General features: G+C 72.5%; 22 protein-coding genes. 5 read left to right on the plus strand and 17 right to left on the minus strand.

Going from position 1 to position 17,079, the window contains the following annotated elements:
* The first annotated feature begins 253 nt into the window (after window positions 1-253).
* The 3 genes from LG632_RS24140 (at window position 254) to LG632_RS24150 (ending at window position 2,868) form a co-directional block, all read left to right on the plus strand.
* Window positions 254-649, plus strand: a complete 396-nt coding sequence (locus tag LG632_RS24140) for a DUF192 domain-containing protein (protein ID WP_226729572.1) — start codon at window positions 254-256, stop codon at window positions 647-649.
* Between the two features lie 41 nt (window positions 650-690).
* A complete protein-coding gene (locus tag LG632_RS24145) occupies window positions 691-1,308 on the plus strand; it encodes an SMI1/KNR4 family protein (RefSeq protein WP_226729574.1) in 618 nt (205 codons plus the stop codon).
* A gap of 276 nt (window positions 1,309-1,584) precedes the next feature.
* Window positions 1,585-2,868, plus strand: coding sequence for an extracellular solute-binding protein (locus LG632_RS24150; protein ID WP_226729576.1), 1,284 nt, complete (start codon window positions 1,585-1,587; stop codon window positions 2,866-2,868).
* 132 nt (window positions 2,869-3,000) lie between these two features.
* Here the strand turns inward: LG632_RS24150 and LG632_RS24155 are convergent, their stop codons facing one another.
* The 6 genes from LG632_RS24155 to LG632_RS24180 all read right to left on the minus strand — a co-directional run bounded on the left by LG632_RS24155 (window position 3,001) and on the right by LG632_RS24180 (window position 8,297).
* A complete protein-coding gene (locus LG632_RS24155) occupies window positions 3,001-3,675 on the minus strand; it encodes a hypothetical protein (RefSeq protein WP_226729578.1) in 675 nt (224 codons plus the stop codon).
* A 6-nt stretch (window positions 3,676-3,681) separates the two neighbouring features.
* Complete coding sequence (locus tag LG632_RS24160; protein WP_226729579.1) at window positions 3,682-4,056, minus strand: hypothetical protein; 375 nt, start codon at window positions 4,054-4,056, stop codon at window positions 3,682-3,684.
* Window positions 4,057-4,225: 169 nt separating this feature from the next.
* On the minus strand, window positions 4,226-4,849 hold the full coding sequence (locus LG632_RS24165; protein WP_226729581.1) for a hypothetical protein: 624 nt from the start codon (window positions 4,847-4,849) through the stop codon (window positions 4,226-4,228).
* Between the two features lie 283 nt (window positions 4,850-5,132).
* Window positions 5,133-5,459 (minus strand): nuclear transport factor 2-like protein, encoded by a 327-nt coding sequence (locus tag LG632_RS24170; protein WP_226729582.1) that lies wholly within the window; start codon window positions 5,457-5,459, stop codon window positions 5,133-5,135.
* Between the two features lie 124 nt (window positions 5,460-5,583).
* Window positions 5,584-6,402, minus strand: a complete 819-nt coding sequence (locus LG632_RS24175; RefSeq protein ID WP_226729585.1) for a polysaccharide deacetylase family protein — start codon at window positions 6,400-6,402, stop codon at window positions 5,584-5,586.
* Between the two features lie 305 nt (window positions 6,403-6,707).
* Window positions 6,708-8,297, minus strand: coding sequence for an MDR family MFS transporter (locus LG632_RS24180; protein WP_226729586.1), 1,590 nt, complete (start codon window positions 8,295-8,297; stop codon window positions 6,708-6,710).
* Between the two features lie 141 nt (window positions 8,298-8,438).
* Between LG632_RS24180 and LG632_RS24185 the strand changes: the two genes are divergently transcribed.
* A complete protein-coding gene (locus tag LG632_RS24185; RefSeq protein ID WP_226729588.1) occupies window positions 8,439-9,017 on the plus strand; it encodes a TetR/AcrR family transcriptional regulator in 579 nt (192 codons plus the stop codon).
* 15 nt (window positions 9,018-9,032) lie between these two features.
* Here LG632_RS24185 and LG632_RS24190 read toward each other — a convergent pair whose 3' ends face one another.
* The gene (locus LG632_RS24190; protein ID WP_226729590.1) at window positions 9,033-9,455 is read right to left on the minus strand and encodes a nuclear transport factor 2 family protein; all 423 of its coding nucleotides are present in this window, start codon (window positions 9,453-9,455) and stop codon (window positions 9,033-9,035) included.
* A 168-nt stretch (window positions 9,456-9,623) separates the two neighbouring features.
* Between LG632_RS24190 and LG632_RS24195 the strand changes: the two genes are divergently transcribed.
* Complete coding sequence (locus LG632_RS24195; protein WP_226729592.1) at window positions 9,624-10,142, plus strand: TetR/AcrR family transcriptional regulator; 519 nt, start codon at window positions 9,624-9,626, stop codon at window positions 10,140-10,142.
* A gap of 21 nt (window positions 10,143-10,163) precedes the next feature.
* Here the strand turns inward: LG632_RS24195 and LG632_RS24200 are convergent, their stop codons facing one another.
* The 10 genes from LG632_RS24200 to LG632_RS24245 form a co-directional block, all read right to left on the minus strand.
* Window positions 10,164-10,802, minus strand: coding sequence for an OmpA family protein (locus LG632_RS24200; RefSeq protein ID WP_226729593.1), 639 nt, complete (start codon window positions 10,800-10,802; stop codon window positions 10,164-10,166).
* Window positions 10,803-10,806: 4 nt separating this feature from the next.
* Window positions 10,807-11,391, minus strand: coding sequence for a hypothetical protein (locus tag LG632_RS24205; RefSeq protein WP_226729595.1), 585 nt, complete (start codon window positions 11,389-11,391; stop codon window positions 10,807-10,809).
* Between the two features lie 28 nt (window positions 11,392-11,419).
* A complete protein-coding gene (locus LG632_RS24210; protein WP_226729597.1) occupies window positions 11,420-12,067 on the minus strand; it encodes a pilus assembly protein TadG-related protein in 648 nt (215 codons plus the stop codon).
* Window positions 12,064-12,264 carry a hypothetical protein gene (locus LG632_RS24215; RefSeq protein WP_226729599.1) on the minus strand — a complete coding sequence of 67 codons (201 nt, stop codon included), beginning with the start codon at window positions 12,262-12,264 and terminating at the stop codon, window positions 12,064-12,066. Before LG632_RS24215 ends, LG632_RS24210 begins: the two co-directional genes overlap by 4 nt.
* Before the next feature lie 110 nt (window positions 12,265-12,374).
* The gene (locus LG632_RS24220) at window positions 12,375-13,061 is read right to left on the minus strand and encodes a response regulator transcription factor (protein ID WP_226729601.1); all 687 of its coding nucleotides are present in this window, start codon (window positions 13,059-13,061) and stop codon (window positions 12,375-12,377) included.
* 85 nt (window positions 13,062-13,146) lie between these two features.
* Window positions 13,147-14,040, minus strand: a complete 894-nt coding sequence (locus tag LG632_RS24225; protein WP_226729603.1) for a DUF5936 domain-containing protein — start codon at window positions 14,038-14,040, stop codon at window positions 13,147-13,149.
* A 13-nt stretch (window positions 14,041-14,053) separates the two neighbouring features.
* On the minus strand, window positions 14,054-14,992 hold the full coding sequence (locus LG632_RS24230) for a type II secretion system F family protein (RefSeq protein WP_226729605.1): 939 nt from the start codon (window positions 14,990-14,992) through the stop codon (window positions 14,054-14,056).
* Entirely contained in the window at window positions 14,989-16,341 is a 1,353-nt protein-coding gene (locus tag LG632_RS24235; protein ID WP_226729607.1) for a TadA family conjugal transfer-associated ATPase, read from the minus strand. The genes LG632_RS24230 and LG632_RS24235 overlap by 4 nt, the downstream gene beginning before the upstream one ends.
* A complete protein-coding gene (locus LG632_RS24240; RefSeq protein WP_226729609.1) occupies window positions 16,338-16,724 on the minus strand; it encodes a TadE/TadG family type IV pilus assembly protein in 387 nt (128 codons plus the stop codon). Before LG632_RS24240 ends, LG632_RS24235 begins: the two co-directional genes overlap by 4 nt.
* Before the next feature lies 1 nt (window position 16,725).
* On the minus strand, window positions 16,726-17,079 hold a 354-nt coding region (locus tag LG632_RS24245; protein ID WP_226729610.1), incomplete at its 5' end, for a TadE/TadG family type IV pilus assembly protein.

A 17,079-nucleotide genomic window follows, 5' to 3' on the forward strand; every position in this document is an offset into this window, starting at 1 on the left:
CGGCGCACCGGGCCGGGCCCAGCCAGGGGCCCACGGGGTGGCCCTCGGGGCAGGTCGCCCGCCAGGGGTCGCCCGGCGGGACCGAGAGGCGGTACGCCGCCCTGGGGACGAGCAGCAGCCCGGCTGCCACACCGTAGGCGGCGGATGCCGCGACGATCACGAGCCAGGCCATGGCTCGACCCTAGGCTCGGCCCCGGAGCGGGGCATGGGCCCCGGGGCCCAAAGCGGGCCCGGTCGGAAGGGGAGGGACGGCATGGGTGGGCGCGTGCGGTGGCGGGACGGTCTCGGGTGCCTGGTCCTGCCCGGTGGGGCCGAGGTGGGGATGGAGGTGGCGGCCTCCTACCGGGCCCGGACGAGGGGGCTGCTCGGGCGGGACGGGATCGAGGGGGCGCTGCTGCTGACGCCCGCCGGGAGTGTCCACACCTTCGGGATGCGGTTCGCCGTCGACGTGGCCTACCTGGACCGCCGGTGCCGCGTGCTGGCCGTGCGGACCATGGCTCCGGGCCGGCTGGGCCGCCCCCGGCTGCGGTCGCGGTACGTGCTGGAGGCGGCGGCCGGGGCGATGGCCGGGTGGGGGCTGCGGCCGGGCGTCGTCGTGGGGCTCCGGGCCGGGCAGGGCCCCGGTCCCGGGTCGAGCACCGCACGGTAGGTTGGGACGGTTGGGCAAGGGCGGGGCCTCGGGGAGCGGCGATGACGGAGAACGCGCAAGTCAAGGCGCTGGAACAGATCATGCCCGCCACCCACGGCGCCGACGAGGACCTCGACTGGCGGGCCGTCGAGGCGGTCTGGGGCGGCCGGCTCCCGTCCGACTACGTCGCCTTCATGGGCCGCTTCGGGGCCGGCACCATCAACGGCGAGGCCGAGATCCTTCGACCCCTGCCGACCCCGGGACTGCAGTGGGCCCCGGACCACATGGCGGAGGAGACCGCGAACGCGCGGGCCGCCTGGGAGGCGCACGGCGGCCGGTCCGCCTTCGACGCGGACCCGGAGGCGGTCATCGCCTGGGGCGTCACCACCGCCGCCGACATCCTGTGCTGGCTCACCACCGACCCCGACCCCGACCGCTGGCCGGTCCTCGTCTGCGGGCGGCACACCGCCGACACCTTCGCCGTGTACCCGTACGGCATGGCCGAGTTCCTGCGCCGGCTGCTGTCCGACGAGTTCGACGTGAGTCCCGTCAGCATCACCTTCTGGGACGGCGGGCAGCACAGCTTCGTGCACTGGCGCAAGGCCCAGCGCCGCTGGCAGGAGGGCCGCAACCCCGAGACCGGGGAGCCCGACCCGTACGCCGGCGACTTCGCCGACTGAATCACCCGCAGGCCCGAACAGCCCGTCCCGCAGCGCGAAACGGGCCTTTCGGCATGTCTACGCGCGTGGCCGCAAAGGATCACCTATCGGAAAACACAAGCCGGAAAAACGGCAGTTGGACCATTGCCCACAACTTCCGGCCCAATGGAGCCATTTCTTCCACTGCACGAGAGAATTCCGGCCATCGGGCCATCGAGGGACACCTCACCCCGGAGCAACTCATTGGTAACCGGCCCTGCCACCCGGGACACAAAAGAAATTCAGGGGAATTCACCCGTGCGACGAAGAATATTCGGCGCGGCCGCAGGTGCGGCCGTGCTCGGCCTGCTCGTACCGCTCACCGGCTGCGGAACCTCCGCCGGTGACGACGGGGACGACAGCACCCTCCGCCTGGTCGCCGCCGAATACGGCGACAGCCCGGCGAACAGTTCCAAGGCGTTCTGGGACACGACGGCGGAACGTTTCGCCGCCCAGCACCCCGGCATGAAGCTCCAGGTGCAGCTGCTGCCGTGGGCCGACATCGACCGCGAGGTCAGCCGGATGGTCAAGGCGGGCAAGGCGCCCGACATGGCCCTCATGGGCGCCTATTCGGACTTCGCGGCCCAGGGCAAGCTGTATTCCGCGGACGAACTGCTCTCCATCTCCGCCGAGGCCAACTTCCTCCCGCCCCTCGCCGAGGCCGGCTCGGTCGGGAGCACCCTGTACGGGCTGCCGTTCGTGGCGAGCAGCCGGCTGCTCTTCTACAACGTGTCGCTCTTCACCAAGGCGGGCGTCACCGCGCCCAAGACCTGGTCGGAGCTGAAGGCCGCGGCCAAGGCGCTCAAGGAGAAGGGCGTGAAGTACCCGTACGCCATGCCGCTGGGCCCGGAGGAGGCGCACGCCGAGGCGCTGATCTGGGAGCTCAGCAACGGCGGCGGCTACGCCGACAGCAGCGGCAACTACAGTCTGGCCTCCGACCGGAACATCCAGACCTTCCGCTGGATCAAGACCAACCTGGTCGAGCCCGGCCTGGTCGGTCCGGTGCCGCCCTCGCAGCTCAACCGCGCCGACGCCTTCGCGGCGTTCCTGCGCGGCGAGGTCGGCATGCTCAACGGCTACCCCTCGCTGCTGCACGAGGCCAAGGCCCGGGGCATCTCGGTCGAAGCGGTGGAGATGCCGGTGTCGGACATGATCGGCTCCGGTGAGCGGCCGCCGACGGTCGGCGTCGCCGACTGGATGATGGCGTTCAAGCAGAACGGCAAGCGGGTCCAGATCGGCAAGTTCTTGGACTTCCTCTACCAGGACAAGAACCTGACGGACTTCGCCGGCCGCTACCACCTGCTGCCGTCCACGGTCTCCGCCGCCCGTACGCCGGCCGGCGGCGGAGGCATCGACAAGACCGACGAGGCCTTCCTGACGGCGCTGCGCGGCGCCCAGCTCTACCCGGTCAACGAGCCCAACTGGGTCACCGTCAGCGACACGATCAAGCGCAACATCGGCCGTGCGCTGGAGCCGGGCGTCGACCCGAAGTCCGTCCTGGAAGGCATCGCGGAGAAGTCCCGCGAGGCCAGGTCCGGCTGAGCCGCACCCCCGCCCGGACCTCCGGCCCCGCCCGGGCCCCGACCTCACGAAGGCCGTCCGCCCCGGCACCCCGCGCCGGCACCCCGCCCCGCGCCCACAAGGCGCCCCGCGGGAGCCCGGCCCCCTCCCGTTTCACCTGCCGATCGGCAGACTGTGCCCCGTGACCTGCGTATTGGCCTGAGGGATCGGCGGCGGACCGTCCGCCTTCCCCGTCCACACGTGGACGGCGTACTCGCGTCCCGGTGTCAGGGTCATGTCGAGGGGAAGCCTGAGCTGCTGGACCCCCGGTCCGGCCTTGACCCCCGGCCAGACCTTCGGCCGCCCGGACGGGTAGGCGTAGTGGTTCCCCGGCTCCGTGGAGACCCACGCGTAGACGTCCACCAGCGTCGGCGTGGCCGCGCTCACCTCGACCACCAGGGTGTGGCTCCCGCCCGCCGTGTCGTAGCAGACCACGTCCTTGACCGTCGGGACCTGGGTCGAGGGATGCGCACCCCCGCACGTCAGCTTCCCCGACGGCGACGCCGCCGGCGGACCGGGGACCGCGGCCGAGGGCGACGGTGAGGCGGCGGCCGGGGCCACCGGGGTCGAGGGGGCGGTCGCCGGGGTCGAAGGGGCGGAGGCGGCCGGGGTGGAAGGGGCGGGCGCGGCCGGGGTGGCGCCGTCGTCGTCGCCGCGGGTGACGGTGATGACGCCGAAGACGGTGAGCGCGACGATCGCCAGGACCACGGCCCCGCCGATCAAGGCTCCGGGCTGGTTGACGTTGATCTGGTCGCGGACCTTCTGGTCGCTCTGGTCGAAGTCGGCCACTGCGCGTCAGAGCAGGGCCTGCGCGGTGGCGATGGCCGCGCTCAGCGCCGACGTGACGGCGGCAGCGGCGGTGACCCCGGAGAGCAGGCCGCGCGCGCGGTTCAGCCGGTTCGTGACGGCCGAGGCCTCGGCGTCGGGCCGACGGGCCGCCGCGGTGGCCTGGGTGACCTCGTGCTGCACGTCCAGCGCCAGCTCCTCCGGGAGGGCGCCGCCGTCCTTGGCCCGGGTGATCTCCGCCAGCAGCGCGTTCAGGGCCGCCATCAGCTCGCCCCGGCCGCCCTCGCCGTCCCCGCCACCGATGTGGAGGCCGCCGTGCACTCCGCCCTCGATGTTGATCTGCTTGCCGTGCACCTGCTGGCCCTGCTGATTGAACGCGCCCACCGGACGACCCCCACTGCGACGGAAAACGAGTCCGGGCGCGCCGACCGCATCGAGCCAGGTCAGCCGCCAGGGGCGCTGACGATAACGAGGCGTCAACGCCGCTGTCCACTTCGGGAATTGACCGGATCCGGTCTGCCGCGGCGGCGCGCGCACGCGGTAGGGGACCGCCCTAGCGGGGGGTCTGGCCGGTGGTGAAGGCCGTGCGGTGGGTGTCGCAGCTGGAGTTCCACGGCAGGGAGCCGTTCAGGGTGCCGTAGCCGGTGCGCGTCACCGACCACTCCACCGTGTACGTCCCGGTGTCGCAGGCGATCCGCTCGCCGCCGGGGAGCGTGGTACGGCCGGTGGCCGCGCGGTCCCGCGCCGCGTCGCGCACCTCGGCCGCCGGCGTCCCGTCGGGCCGCCGCAGGACCGCGTGCAGGGTGACGGGGTGCTTGCCGTCCTTGCTGGTGAGCGCCTTCTTCACGACGACCGAGTCCGACACCGCCCAGGCGAACTCGAACGAGGGCCGCCACGCCAGGGTCTTCGGGTCCGGCTTCTTCGCGTCCCATTCGGCGCTCGGCGACGAGGCGGGGGCGTCGACCATGCCGTACACCACGCCCGGGTGGAAGCGGAACTGCGCCTCCACCTTGTGCATCTCGTCCTTCGTCCACAGCGACTTCATCGTCTTCTCGCCGCCGCCGGGGTCCTGGAGGTACGAGGTGCCCTCGGCGGCGGAGGCCGCCTCGACGAGGGCGGGGGCGAGGGCGGCCACGGCGGTGGCGACCCCGAGAGCGGCGATGCGGGTGCGCTTCATGCCCGGACCAACGGCGGTCTCCGCCGGCCGGAACGTCACCGGCGGCGCGTTCACCCGTACGGGCGGCCGGACGGGCACCGGCGGCCGAGCGCCGGGAATATCAGCCCACCGGGGCCGGTCGGGCGGTCACGGCGGGCCGGGAGCCCGGTCCGGGAGGGCCGGGAGCCCGGTCCGGGAGGGCCGGGAGCCGGTGCGGGAGGGCCGGCGGCCTGTGCCGCCGGCCAGGAGTCCGCCCGTGCGGCGTACGGGCCGGGAGTCCACCGGGCGCGGCGCCGGGGCGCCGTCAGGCCTGGCCGGTCTCGAAGCGGCTGATCCGGCCGTCGTCGCAGACGTCGAAGCGCCAGGAGGTGCGCATCTCGCCCCAGGTGTCGTTGCGGTAGGTGACCAGGAGCCCGCGGCCGCCGTGGGACTCGTTCTGGACGTCCATGTGGCCGCCGACGTCGAAGATCTCCTTGTCGATCCACTCCTCGAGGTCGCGGTCGGAGCCGTCGTCGGACATGGTCGCGTCGGGGGTGAGCAGGGCCAGGAAGGCGTCCCGGTCGTGGGCGTTGACGGCCGTGACGAAGGCGCGGACGGCCGGGTCGGACAGCTTGCCAGGGGCGATGGGCACGAGTGCCTCCGGAGCGGGCGTGCGGGCGGGGCGGGCGGACGTACGGGCGTACGCCGCATGCCCAGGGAACACCCGCGGGGTGCCGTGGGGGCCGAACCTCACCCGTTCGCCGCCCGGCGGCGTGTCAGCGCGCGGTGCGGACCGGGAAGCCGGTGGGGCGGCCCTGCTCCGCCAGCCAGTCGAGGACCTGGTCGAGGGCCTGGACGGTCTGCCGGCGGTCGCCGCCGCCGTCGTGGAAGAGCACGGTCGGGCCGTTGGCCAGCTCGTTCTTGAAGGTGTCGACGATGACGGCCGCGCCCGGGTTCGTAAAGTCCTTGGTGTCGACGTTCCAGCCGAGCGGGCGCATCCCGTGGGCGGCGGCGATGCGGCGGCTGTCGGGGGTGAAGGCGCCGCCGGGCGCCCGGTAGTACTCCACCCGGGCGCCGCCGCCCGCCGCGTCCTCGATCATCTTCTTGGCCTCCAGGATCTGCTGCTCCTGGTAGGCGACGGGCTTCTTGTCCATGCCGGTGTCGTGGGCGACGGAGTGGTCGCACAGCCGGTGGCCGGCGGCCACCACCTGCTTCACCAGGTCGGGGTGGGCCCGGGCCTGGGGGCCGATCATGCAGAAGGTGGCCGTGACGCGGTGGCGGGCGAGGACGTCGAGGACCTTGGGGGTCCAGGTGGGGTCCGGGCCGTCGTCGATGGTGATGTTGACGGCGCGGTCGCCCGCCTCGGAGGCGTGGGCGATGGACTCGGGGACCTGCGCGGTGGGTCCGGCGCCCGACGGGCCCCCGGGGTCGGCGGTGCCCTGGGGGCGGGAGACGTTCTGCTGCGCGGAGCGGGCGTGACCGTCACCGCCGAAGCCGGTGAGGGCGGCCACCGCCCACACGGTCGCGGCGACGGCGGCGGCGGAGGCCGCGACGGCTATCCGGGCCCGGGTGACGTGTTCGATCGAGCGCTTCATCAACGGTCCACTCCCCATCCGGCGTTGAACGTTCCGTGGGTCAGGACGTCGCCCAACGGTGCGGAGTTCCCGATGGTTTGGGGACAAATCCCAGGTAACGGCGCCTTCCTCCCTGGTCGTCCGTTTTCCCGCGGGCCGCAGGAAGGGTCGCCCGCCTCCGAAGTCCCTTGCGTCACCGCCGAGTCCGCGCCTGCGCAGGTCGGGCAGGCGGCTCAGGGTCCGGGGACGCACGTCCGCCCCGCTGCGGCGAACGTCACAGCGGGGCGGAGGCGGGGCGGGCGGTGCGCGGTCGGGAGCGGGCCGGGTCAGCCAGCGACGGGTGCCTGCCGGGCCGCCGGCTCGGCGGACTCCTGGGCGGTGGCGGGCGCGGCCGGGCCGGAGCCCTTCAGCGGCACCTCCTTGACGAACCAGGCGGCGAGGAACCCGAGCACGGTCACGGCCGCACCGAGCAGGAACGCCCCGTGGGTGCCGGCGGCGACGGCGTGCTGGTACGCCTCGCGCACCGCCTCGGGCAGCTTGGCCAGGCTCGCGGCGTCCAGCTGGGCGCTGCCGCCGGTGGCGCCGGCGCCGGCCGCGCCGAGCCGCTCGGTCATGGCGTCCTGGACCCGGTTGGTGAACAGCGAGCCCATCAGGGCCACACCGAAGGAACCGCCGAGGGTGCGGAAGAGGGTCGCCGAGGAGGAGGCGACGCCCATGTCCTTCATCTCGACGCTGTTCTGCGCGACCAGCATGGTGATCTGCATCAGGAAGCCGAGGCCGGCGCCGAGGACCGCCATGTAGAGGCCGGAGACCAGCCGGGTGGTGCCGGTGTCCATGGTGGCCAGCAGGTAGAGCCCGACGACCATCAGGGCGCTGCCCGCGATGGGGAAGGCCTTGTACCGGCCGCTGTCGGTGGTGATCCGGCCCGCGACCAGCGAGACGGCCATCATCGACAGCAGCATGGGCAGGAGCAGCAGACCGGAGTTGGTGGCCGAGGCGCCCTGGACGGACTGCTGGAAGAGCGGCAGGTAGAGCACCGCGCCGAACATCGCGAAGCCGGTCAGGAAGCCGATCGCGGACATCAGCGTGAAGTTGCGGCTGCGGAAGATGTGCAGCGGCAGCACCGGCTCGGCGGCGCGGGTCTCGACGAAGAGGAACGCGGCCAGCGCCAGCAGGCCGACGGCGACCAGGCCGACGATCCGGCCGGAGCCCCACGCGTACTCCGTACCGCCCCAGGTGGTGACGAGCACGATGGCGGTGATGGCCACGGTGAGCAGGGCGGCGCCCAGATAGTCGATCTTGTTCGTGCCGCGCTCCTTCTTCGGGAGGTGCAGCACGGCCGAGACCATGGCGAGGGCGACGGCGCCCAGCGGCAGGTTGATGTAGAAGGACCAGCGCCAGCCCATGTGGTCGGTGATGGTGCCGCCGACCAGCGGGCCGCCGATCATCGCCAGCGCCATGACGCCGGCCATCATGCCCTGGTACTTGCCGCGGTCGCGGGGCGGGATCAGGTCACCGATGATCGCCATGACGCCGACCATCAGACCGCCGGCGCCCAGACCCTGCACGGCGCGGAAGCCGATGAGCTGACCCATGTCCTGGGCCATGCCGCTGAGGGCGGAACCGATGAGGAAGAGGACGATGGAGGTGAGGAAGGAGCCCTTCCGCCCGTACATGTCGCCGAGCTTGCCCCAGATGGGGGTGGAGGCCGCGGTCGCCAGCGTGTAGGCGGTGACGACCCAGGAGAGGTGCTCCAGGCCGCCGAGCTCGCCCACGATCGTCGGCATCGCGGTGCCGATGATCATGTTGTCCAGCATCGCCAGCAGCATCGCGATCATGAGCGCCATCAGGACGACCCGCACGCTACGGGGCTGCACCTCCTCGGATGTCCCCGCCTTCTTCACTGCCTCACCCATGTCCACTCCCCGTACACGCCTCGCGCGCGCCGCGTTCCAAGTCGCCGGAGCCTCGGTACTTACTTGCCGCCCGGCTAGTTCACTACACTGGGGACCGTAGACCCGTCACTAGCCGGGCGTCAAGTAAGTTTGGGGAGAGCCATGTCCAGCAGCCCGCAGCAGCGTCGCGGGAACACGCGCCAGCGCATCCAGGACGTCGCGCTGGAGCTCTTCGCCGAACAGGGGTACGAGAAGACCTCGCTCCGGGAGATCGCGGAGCGGCTCGGGGTCACGAAGGCGGCGCTGTACTACCACTTCAAGACCAAGGAAGAGATCCTCATCAGCGTCTTCGACGACCAGACGCGCCCGATCGACGAGCTGATCGCCTGGGCCGCGGAGCAGCCGCGGACGCTGGAGACCAAGCAGGAGATGCTGCGCCGCTACAGCGAGGCGCTGGCCGCGGGCGCCTCGCTGTACCGCTTCATGCAGGAGAACCAGGCGGCCGTGCGCGAACTGAGCATCGGCGAGACGGTCAAGCGCCGGCTGTTCGCGATGGTGGAACTCCTGCGCACCGCCGACAGCCCCCTGGTCGACCAGGTGCGCTGCGTGAGCGCGCTGTTCACGCTGCACGCGGGGATGATGTTCCTGCAGCAGATCGAGGGCGACGACCCGGAGGAGAAGCGGAAGGCGGCCCTGGAGGTCGCGATCGAGATCATCACGCAGGCGCACGCCCGGGACTGACGGCGGCGGGCCGGTTCACCCGGTGAGCCGGCGCTCGTCCGCGCGGATGGCCAGGTCGTTGATGCTGGCCTCGCGGCGGCGCATCAGGCCGTCGTCCGCGAACTCCCACTGCTCGTTGCCGTAGCTGCGCCACCACTGGCCGCCGGCGTCGCGCCACTCGTACTCGAAGCGCACGGAGATGCGGTTGCCCGTGTACGCCCAGAGCTCCTTGCGCAGCCGGTAGTCGAGCTCCGCGGCCCACTTCTCGGCGAGGAACGCACGGATCTCGGCGCGGCCGGTGAGGAACCGGTCGCGGTTGCGCCACACGGAGTCCTCGGTGTACGCGAGCGCGACCCGCTCGGGGTCCCGGGTGTTCCACGCGTCCTCGGCCGCCTGGACCTTGGCACGGGCGGTCTCCTCGGTGAAGGGCGGGAGGGGCGGGCGGAGGGCATCGGTCATGGCGGGCTCCCGGGAGTGCGGAGGGCGGGCAGGGCAGGGCCGGGCAGGGGACCTGGGGTGCGGGGCAGGGGGCGCTTCGGGCGCGAGAACGGCCGTTCTCCCTCCCGCGCGCCGAGTATAGAGAACGACCGTTCTCCGATCAAGGGGAAATGCCCTACGCTCGGACGCATGGACGACGAAGAGGCCCGGACCCGACTGCTGGACGCCGCGGAGGAGCTGTTCTACGCCGAGGGCATCCAGGCCGTCGGCATGGACCGCATCCGGACCGCCTCGGGTGTCCCCCTCAAGCGGCTCTACCGGCTCTTCCCGGCGAAGGACGCGCTGGTCGCGGCCTACCTGGAGCGGCGCGACCGGCGCTGGCTGGACTCGCTGCGGGCGGCCACCGCGGGGGCGGCCGACCCGGTGGGGGCCGTCTTCGACTGGCTGGCCGCGTGGTTCACCGAGCCCGGCTTCCGCGGCTGCGCCTTCCTCAACGCCGCCGGCGAACTCGGCCCCGGCGCCCCGGCGGTCGTCCGGCGGCACAAGGCGGCCCTGCGCGACCTGCTGGCCGAGGTCGGGGGCTCGGCGGAACGGGCGGAGCACCTGCTGATCCTGGTCGAGGGCGCCACGGCCGTGGCCTCCCTCTCCCCCGGCCCGGACCCGGCCCCGGCCCACCGGGCCCGGGAACTGGCGGGGCGGCTGGGCTGAACCGGGCCCGGGCCGCCCGGTCTAGCCCTGGGCGCCGCGAGGGAAGGTGATCTCCACGCGGCGGTTCTTCTTGCGGCCTTCCTCGGTGCCGTTGTCGGCGATCGGGTAGTCCTCGCTGTACCCGCGGACGTCGAAAGTGACGGCGGGATTGGTGACGGTCTTGGCCAGCTCCGCCTGGACGGAGTCCGCGCGCTGCTTGGACAGCTCCTTGCCGTGCTCGTAGCTGCCCTGGTCGTCGGTGAAGCCGAAGACCCGTACCCGGGTGGCCTTCTGCTGGTTGATCTCCTGCCCGATGGCCTGGATCCGGGCGGCGGCCTGCGCACTGAGCACGGCGCTGTTCTCGGGGAACAGCACCTCCGCCTGGAGCGCCATCATGACGCTCTGGTTGGTCTCCTGCCGCCGCTGCTCGCCGCCGAGGTCCTCGACGACCTCGGCGATGTCGAGCACCTTGGGCGGGGCCAGGGTGCCGCCCTGGGGGATCTTGAGGCCGGGCGAGTTGGAGTCGATCGGCACGGGGGCCGAGGCGGAGGGTTCCGTACCGGGCGGCGCGGACGGCTTGGCGCCGTCGGCATGAGCGGCGGTGGCGCCCACGAGGTGGGCGCCGGCCAGCACCAGGACGGAGGCCGCCAGTACGGCGGCCGGACGGCGGGTCGTGGTCATGGCGTCACCCGGAAATCTTGACGGTGGCCGTGGCGAAGGTGGGGAGGCTGAAGTCCGCTTCCGCCGTGCTTGCGGGCGGCGCGGGGAACTGGACGAAGAAGGGGATGGACTTGCCTGCGCTGATCATGTTGACGCCGGTGGTGCACAGGCACCGGCCCTCGGTGTCCCGTAGGACGTAGTAGCGCTTCTTGGCGGCCTTGTCGACCAGCGTCGCGCCGGCCACGGACTCACCACTGCTCGTGAGTTCGTTGCCCCGCCAGGCCGTCGTGTGCGTGAAGTCCTTGCCGCTGGTGTTCTTGAGCTGGCCGCTCACCGTCAGGAATCCGCCCGGGTCACGTCGCGCCGAGTTCACCTCCAACACGATTCCCTCTTCACCGCTCACCGTCGCGAGGACCTCGGTCGCGGCGGGCTCGCCGGCTGTAGGACTCTGCTTCTGGGAGCCGCTCTGCTGCGAAGCAGCGGGGGCGCTCTGCCCGCTCTTCGGCTTCCCGTCGTCGCCGCCTCCACACCCGGCCAATGCGAGGGCCAGAGCAGCCGCGACCACCACGGCCGCTCCCCCACGTGCCTTCACCGCGTGCCGCATGCTCATCAAGCAGATTCCTTGTCTCTCGTTCATGTCAGTCGACCAGCCGCACCTTGAAGAGGGACCTGGCCAAGGTGCTCCAGGGCTTGGGATGCAGGGGATCGAAGACGATGTCGTCGCCGCTCCTGCACTTGATCGTCACGGGACCGGGCGGGTCAGGAGGCGCCGGAGTGCCGTCGCTCGGCGGAGGCTGCGAAGGCGAACTGCCCGGCTTCGGCGAGGGCCCCACCGTGCATTGCGGCTCGATCTCGGCGGTGGCGTCGGCCGTGCCGTGCATGCCGCTGGTCCCGGGAACCACCGAGTCCCCCACCGCGTCGTCGGTCTTCACGGACACGGTGAACCGGAGCCGGTCCTGCGTGCATGTGCCCTTGGCGTCGTTCCTGGCCGCGAAGTCCTCGGCCTTGGCGCACGCCCCCTTCGGGTCGAAGAACGCCCCGCGGAGAACCTTCGTCCAGTCCTCCGACTTGAGCGCGCCCAGATCGACTCCGGGCAGCAGGCTGTCCCGGGCTTCTCGTGCCGCTGCCAGGGCCGCCGCGTCAGCGGCTCCTTGCGCATTGCTGCGTGTCACGGCAGCCCGGCCGACGACGAAGAAGACGAGGGCGGCGAAGAGCAGGGCCACCACGGCCACGACGTAGATCGGAAAGGCCTGGCCGCGGTCCCCGGCGGGTCTGCGCCCGCTCACTTCCCAGCGGTGATCGAGGCGATCTGGTCCTTGATCTTGTTCGTGATGCCCTGGCCGATCCCCGTCCCCACGATCGCCCCGATGATGACCACCACCACCAGGATGATGCCGAGGTACTCGAAGGCGGTTTGGCCTCGGTCGTGGGTGGGGTGGGGGCGGGGGTGGGGGTGGGGTTTCGCCGGGGTGTTGTGTGACATGGGGGTTCCCTCCCGGGCCGGTGCCGCTGTCGATTTGCGGACGGTACGGGGCCTGGCGGGCGGGGGCCAAGGGCCCGTGGGCCCAAAGCGGGGCCCACCGCGGGGTCGGGTCAGCCATGGCCCGTGACTCCCGGACGGGCCGTTCCCAGCCACCGGGCTATCGCCTCGCTCCGCGTCGTGCTCTGCAGCTTCGCGAAGATGCGGTTGATGTGGTTCTTGACCGTCTTCTCGCTGATGAAGCACGTCGCCGCGATCTGCTGGTTGCTCATCCCGGACGCGATGAGATCCATGACCTCCGCCTCGCGTGAACTCAGCCCGTACAGGGGTTGGTTAGCGGAACCGCCTTGCGATTGTGGCATATAGCGTTGCGGCTGCGAAGAGTGCGAGCGGAGTTCGGCCAGAACCGCGCTCGCCGCCGACGCCGTGAAGTTGGCCCGGCCCTCGCAGACGTCGCGGACCGCCCCGACCAGTTGGTCCGGCGTGAATTCGCCATGGACCAGGTAGCCGCCGGCGCCCAGCAGCAGCGACTCGCGGACGACCTCCGGTTCACGGCAGTACGTCAGCATCAGCACCGGCGCGAGCTGGGCCAGGTGCGGCAGGGCCGAGATGCCGTCCACGCCCGGCATGCGCACGTCCAGCAGGACGGCGTCCGGGCGGTGGGCGCGGGCCAGCCGCAGCGCCTCGCGGCCGTCGGCCGCCTCGGCGGCGACCGTCAGGTCCGGCTGGGCGGTGAGCAGGGCCGCGAGGCCCGCCCGGACGACCGGGTTGTCGTCGGCGATCAGGACGCGCAGCGGCATGCCGGGCCCCCTTCCGCGGACGGGGCGCCGGCGCCGCTCGCCGCCGCGGGGCGGCGGGTACGCCGCGAGGAGGCCGCCATCGCCGTCACCCGTTCCCGAGGATCGCGCCGAAGTCGACGTTCGCGCCGTAGACGAATCCGCAGACCAGCAGGATCAAGGTGCCCGGCAGCATGAACATGGTCACCGCGAACGTGGCCTTCGGCACGGCGCGGGCGGCGCGGCGGCGGGCGTTCTGGGCGTCCGTACGGCGCATGTCCTCGGCGATCGCGATCAGGGTGTCGACGATCGGCGAGCCGAGTTCCTCGCCCTGCTGGAGGGCGGTGACGAACTGGGCGACCTGCTCGGAGTCGTTGCGCCGGCGCAGCTCGTCGAAGGCCTGGCGGCGGCTGACGCCCATGTCCATCTGCTGCAGGGTGATGCGGATCTCGTCCGCCCACGGGCCCCGGTACTTGTCGGCGACCCGGTCCAGCGCCTGCCGGAAGCCGATGCCCGCGCTGACCACGACCGCGAGGACGTCCAGGAAGTCGGGCAGGGTGCGTTCGATGTGGTCGCGGCGGACCCGGATCGCCGACCACAGGCCGACCTCGATCCAGAACAGCCCGAACGCCACCATCAGCAGGGCCGCGACCAGTTTGCCGTTCAGCAGCATCGCGAAGGCGCCGAGCGCGCCCAGGGCGCCGTAGACCGCGCGCCGGGCGGCGTACCGGTCGATGGTCAGCCCGGCCGGGTTGCCCGCCAGGTCGATCCGGCGGCGCTTGGCCGCGACCCGCTTGGGTCCCATCAGCCGCAGCACCAGCGGCGCCCAGCGGATGCCCATGCGGTCGACGACGGAGCCGACGGCGGTGGCGCGGGTGGCGCCGACCTCCAGCGCGAGCGCCAGGTCGGAGGGGAGCCGGGTGTCGGCGCGGTAGAGCCGGACGCCCTGGAAGACGCCGAGGACGGACAGGGCGAGGAGGGTGGCGAGCAGCAGGGAGGTCATGGCGGCCGGCTCCTCAGACGTCGATCTTCGACAGGCGGCGGATGAGGACGAAGCCGAGGGTGAACAGGCCCAGGGAGACCAGCACCGCGACCTGGCCCACGAACGCCCCCGTCATCCGGTCCAGCGCGCCCGGCATCATCGCGTCGACCAGCAGCAGCGAGCCGAGCCCGATGGCCGGGACCAGGTAGGCGGTGACCGTCACCTGCGAGAGCTGGGTGCGGATCTCGCGCCGGGTCTCCTTGCGCTGCTCCAGGGTGACGGTGAGGTTGCGCAGGGAGCCGACGATCGCGCCGCCCGCGCGGGCGGAGAGCACGAGGGTGGAGACGAGGACGACGAGTTCGCGCGAGGGCAGCCGGTCGGCGAGCTCCCCGAGGGCCTCCTCGACGGAGTGGCCCACGGCGAGCCGGTCGGCGACCCGCGACAACTCCTCGCCGGCCGGGGCCTCCAGCTCCTCGGCGGCGAGGCCGACGGCGGTGCGCAGGGCCAGCCCGGCCTGGGTGGCGTTGGCCAGGATCCGGGCGAGTTCGGGGAGCTGGTTGATGAAGCGTTCGGTGCGGCGGGCGCGCTGCCAGTTCAGGAAGGCGTCGGCCGCCCACAGGCCGATCAGGCCGGCCACCGGGCCGAAGAACGGGGCCAGGAAGGAGGCCGCGAGGAGCCAGACGGCGGCGAGGCCGCCGAGGGCGTAGACGAAGAACTCGCCGGGGGTCAGGTCCAGTCCGGTGGTCGCGAGCTTCAGCTCGATCCGGCGGCCGAGGCGGGTGCGGCGCAGCCGCCGGTCGACGGCGGGGAAGCGGCGGCGGCGCCCGGCCGGCGCGGGTTCGCCGGTGGCGTCGAGGCGGGCGACGAGCGCGGCGCGCTGGGCGCGGCCGGCGGCGTACGCGTGCACGCCGAGGATCACCAGGAGGCAGGCCAGCAGGGTGGCGCCGAGGGCGAGGAGGACGAGTGGGTTCACAGGGCAGTCCGTGCGGTCCGGGTCCGGAGGGCGAGCTGGTCGTCCGAGACGGCGACCCCGAAGGCCTGCGGGATCGGCTGGTTGTGCATGTAGAGCCGCTCGGCGATCCGGCGCGGCAGCGGGTAGTGCTCGAAGTGGCCGTGGACGCGGCCGTCGGGGCCCATGGGGCGGGCCACGAAACGGCAGACGGAGGTGATCCGGAACGGTTCGCGGCCGTGCGAGTCCAGGACGGCGATCTCGGTGACGCGGCGGGAGCCGTCGCCGAAGCGGGTGAGCTGGACGACGATGTCGACGGCGGAGTTGATCTGGTCCTGGAGCGCCTCGAAGGGGACCTCCACCTCGGACATGGAGGCCAGGGTCTGCAGGCGCATCAGGGCGTCCTCGGCGCTGTTGGCGTGGACGGTGGCGAGCGAGCCGTCGTGGCCGGTGGACATCGCCTGGAGCATGTCGAGGGTCTCCCCGCCGCGGACCTCGCCGACGATGATGCGGTCGGGGCGCATGCGCAGGCTGTTGCGGACAAGGTCGCGGATGGTGATGCGGCCCTTGCCCTCGACGTTCGCGGGGCGGGACTCCAGGCGGATGACGTGGGACTGCTGGAGCTGGAGTTCGGCGGAGTCCTCGATGGTGATGATGCGCTCGCCCTCGGGGATCAGGCCGGAGAGGGCGTTGAGCAAGGTGGTCTTGCCGGTGCCGGTGGCGCCGGAGACGATCGCGTTCACCCGGGACTGGACCAGGCCGGAGAGCAGGAGCAGCATCTGCTCGTCGAGGGAGCCCAGCGCGATCATCTCGGGGAGGGTGAAGGCGCGCGGGAAGCGGCGGATGGTGAGGGTCGCGCCGGTCAGGGAGAGCGGCGGGATGACGACGTTGACGCGTTCGCCGGAGGGCAGCCGCGCGTCCACCATCGGATTGGCCTCGTCCACGCGGCGGTTGACGGTGGAGACGATGCGCTCGATGGTCTGCATGAGCTGCTCGTGGGAGGCGAAGCGCAGCGGCAGCTGCTCGACGCGGCCGGCGCGCTCCACGTAGATGTGGTCCGGGCCGTTGACCATGATCTCGGAGACGGAGGGGTCTTCGAGGAGCGGTTCGAGCACGCCGAGGCCGAGGGCCTCGTCCACCACGCGGCGGATGAGCTGGGCGCGTTCGGCGGTGGACAGGACCGGGCCTTCGCGGCTGATGATGTGGCCGAGGACGCGTTCGAGGCGGGCGCGGCGCTCGGCGGGGCTGAGCGCCGACATCTCGGCGAGGTCGATCTCCTCGAGGAGCTTGGCCCGGTAGGCGGAGACGAGGCGGCCGTCCTCGCGGGGGCTGTGGCGGTCGTCGGGCGTGCCGACCCTGGAACGCAGGCTCATCCGGCCCCCTCGGGTGCGTCGTAGGGCATGGTCGCGGTGCGGACGGCCGACTGGACGTCGAGCCCGGGGACGATCGAGTTGATCGGGATGGTGACGGTGGCGGTGACGGCGTCACCGCTGCGGCTGACGGCGACGTCCGCGGTGGCGGCGAGCTCCGGGCTGATGGCGGCCTTGCCGGCCGCCGCCCCGCCGGAGCCGGTACGGGCCTGGACGCGCGCGGCGGTACGGGCGGCGGTGTCGGCCTGCTCGTTGACGTAGGCGATCCAGCCGAGCTGGATCGCGCAGAGCGCGACGAGGAGCAGGATCGGTACGAACCCGACGTACTCCAGGGCCACTTGGCCCCGGTCCCGGGACCGCCGGGGAGTGCGAGTGGGAGTGGGCATGTCAGTTCTCCTCCCGTTCCTGGGCCGAGCCGGCCGTGCCGGTCAGCGGGACGTCCAGGTTCAGGCCCGGGAGGAGGACGGGGAGCTTGAGGGTGACCGTGGCGCGGTAGACGGGCCCCGCCGGGCCGCAACTCGTCCTCGGCGCCCAGGCGTCGGCCACGTGCCGCCCGGCCGCCGCCGCGCAGGCGCCGGCGCCCGAGACGGCGCCGGCGCGCGCCGCCTCGTCCGCGGCGTTGCCCGCCAGGGCGAAGCCGTAGCCGATCAGGACGCACTCCCAGACCGCGGCCACGAGCAGCAGGATCAGCGGGACCGTGCCCACGAACTCCACCGCCACCTGGCCGCCGTCGCGCGCCCC

Source organism: Streptomyces antimicrobicus (assembly GCF_020532625.1).
Lineage (GTDB): Bacteria > Actinomycetota > Actinomycetes > Streptomycetales > Streptomycetaceae > Streptomyces > Streptomyces antimicrobicus.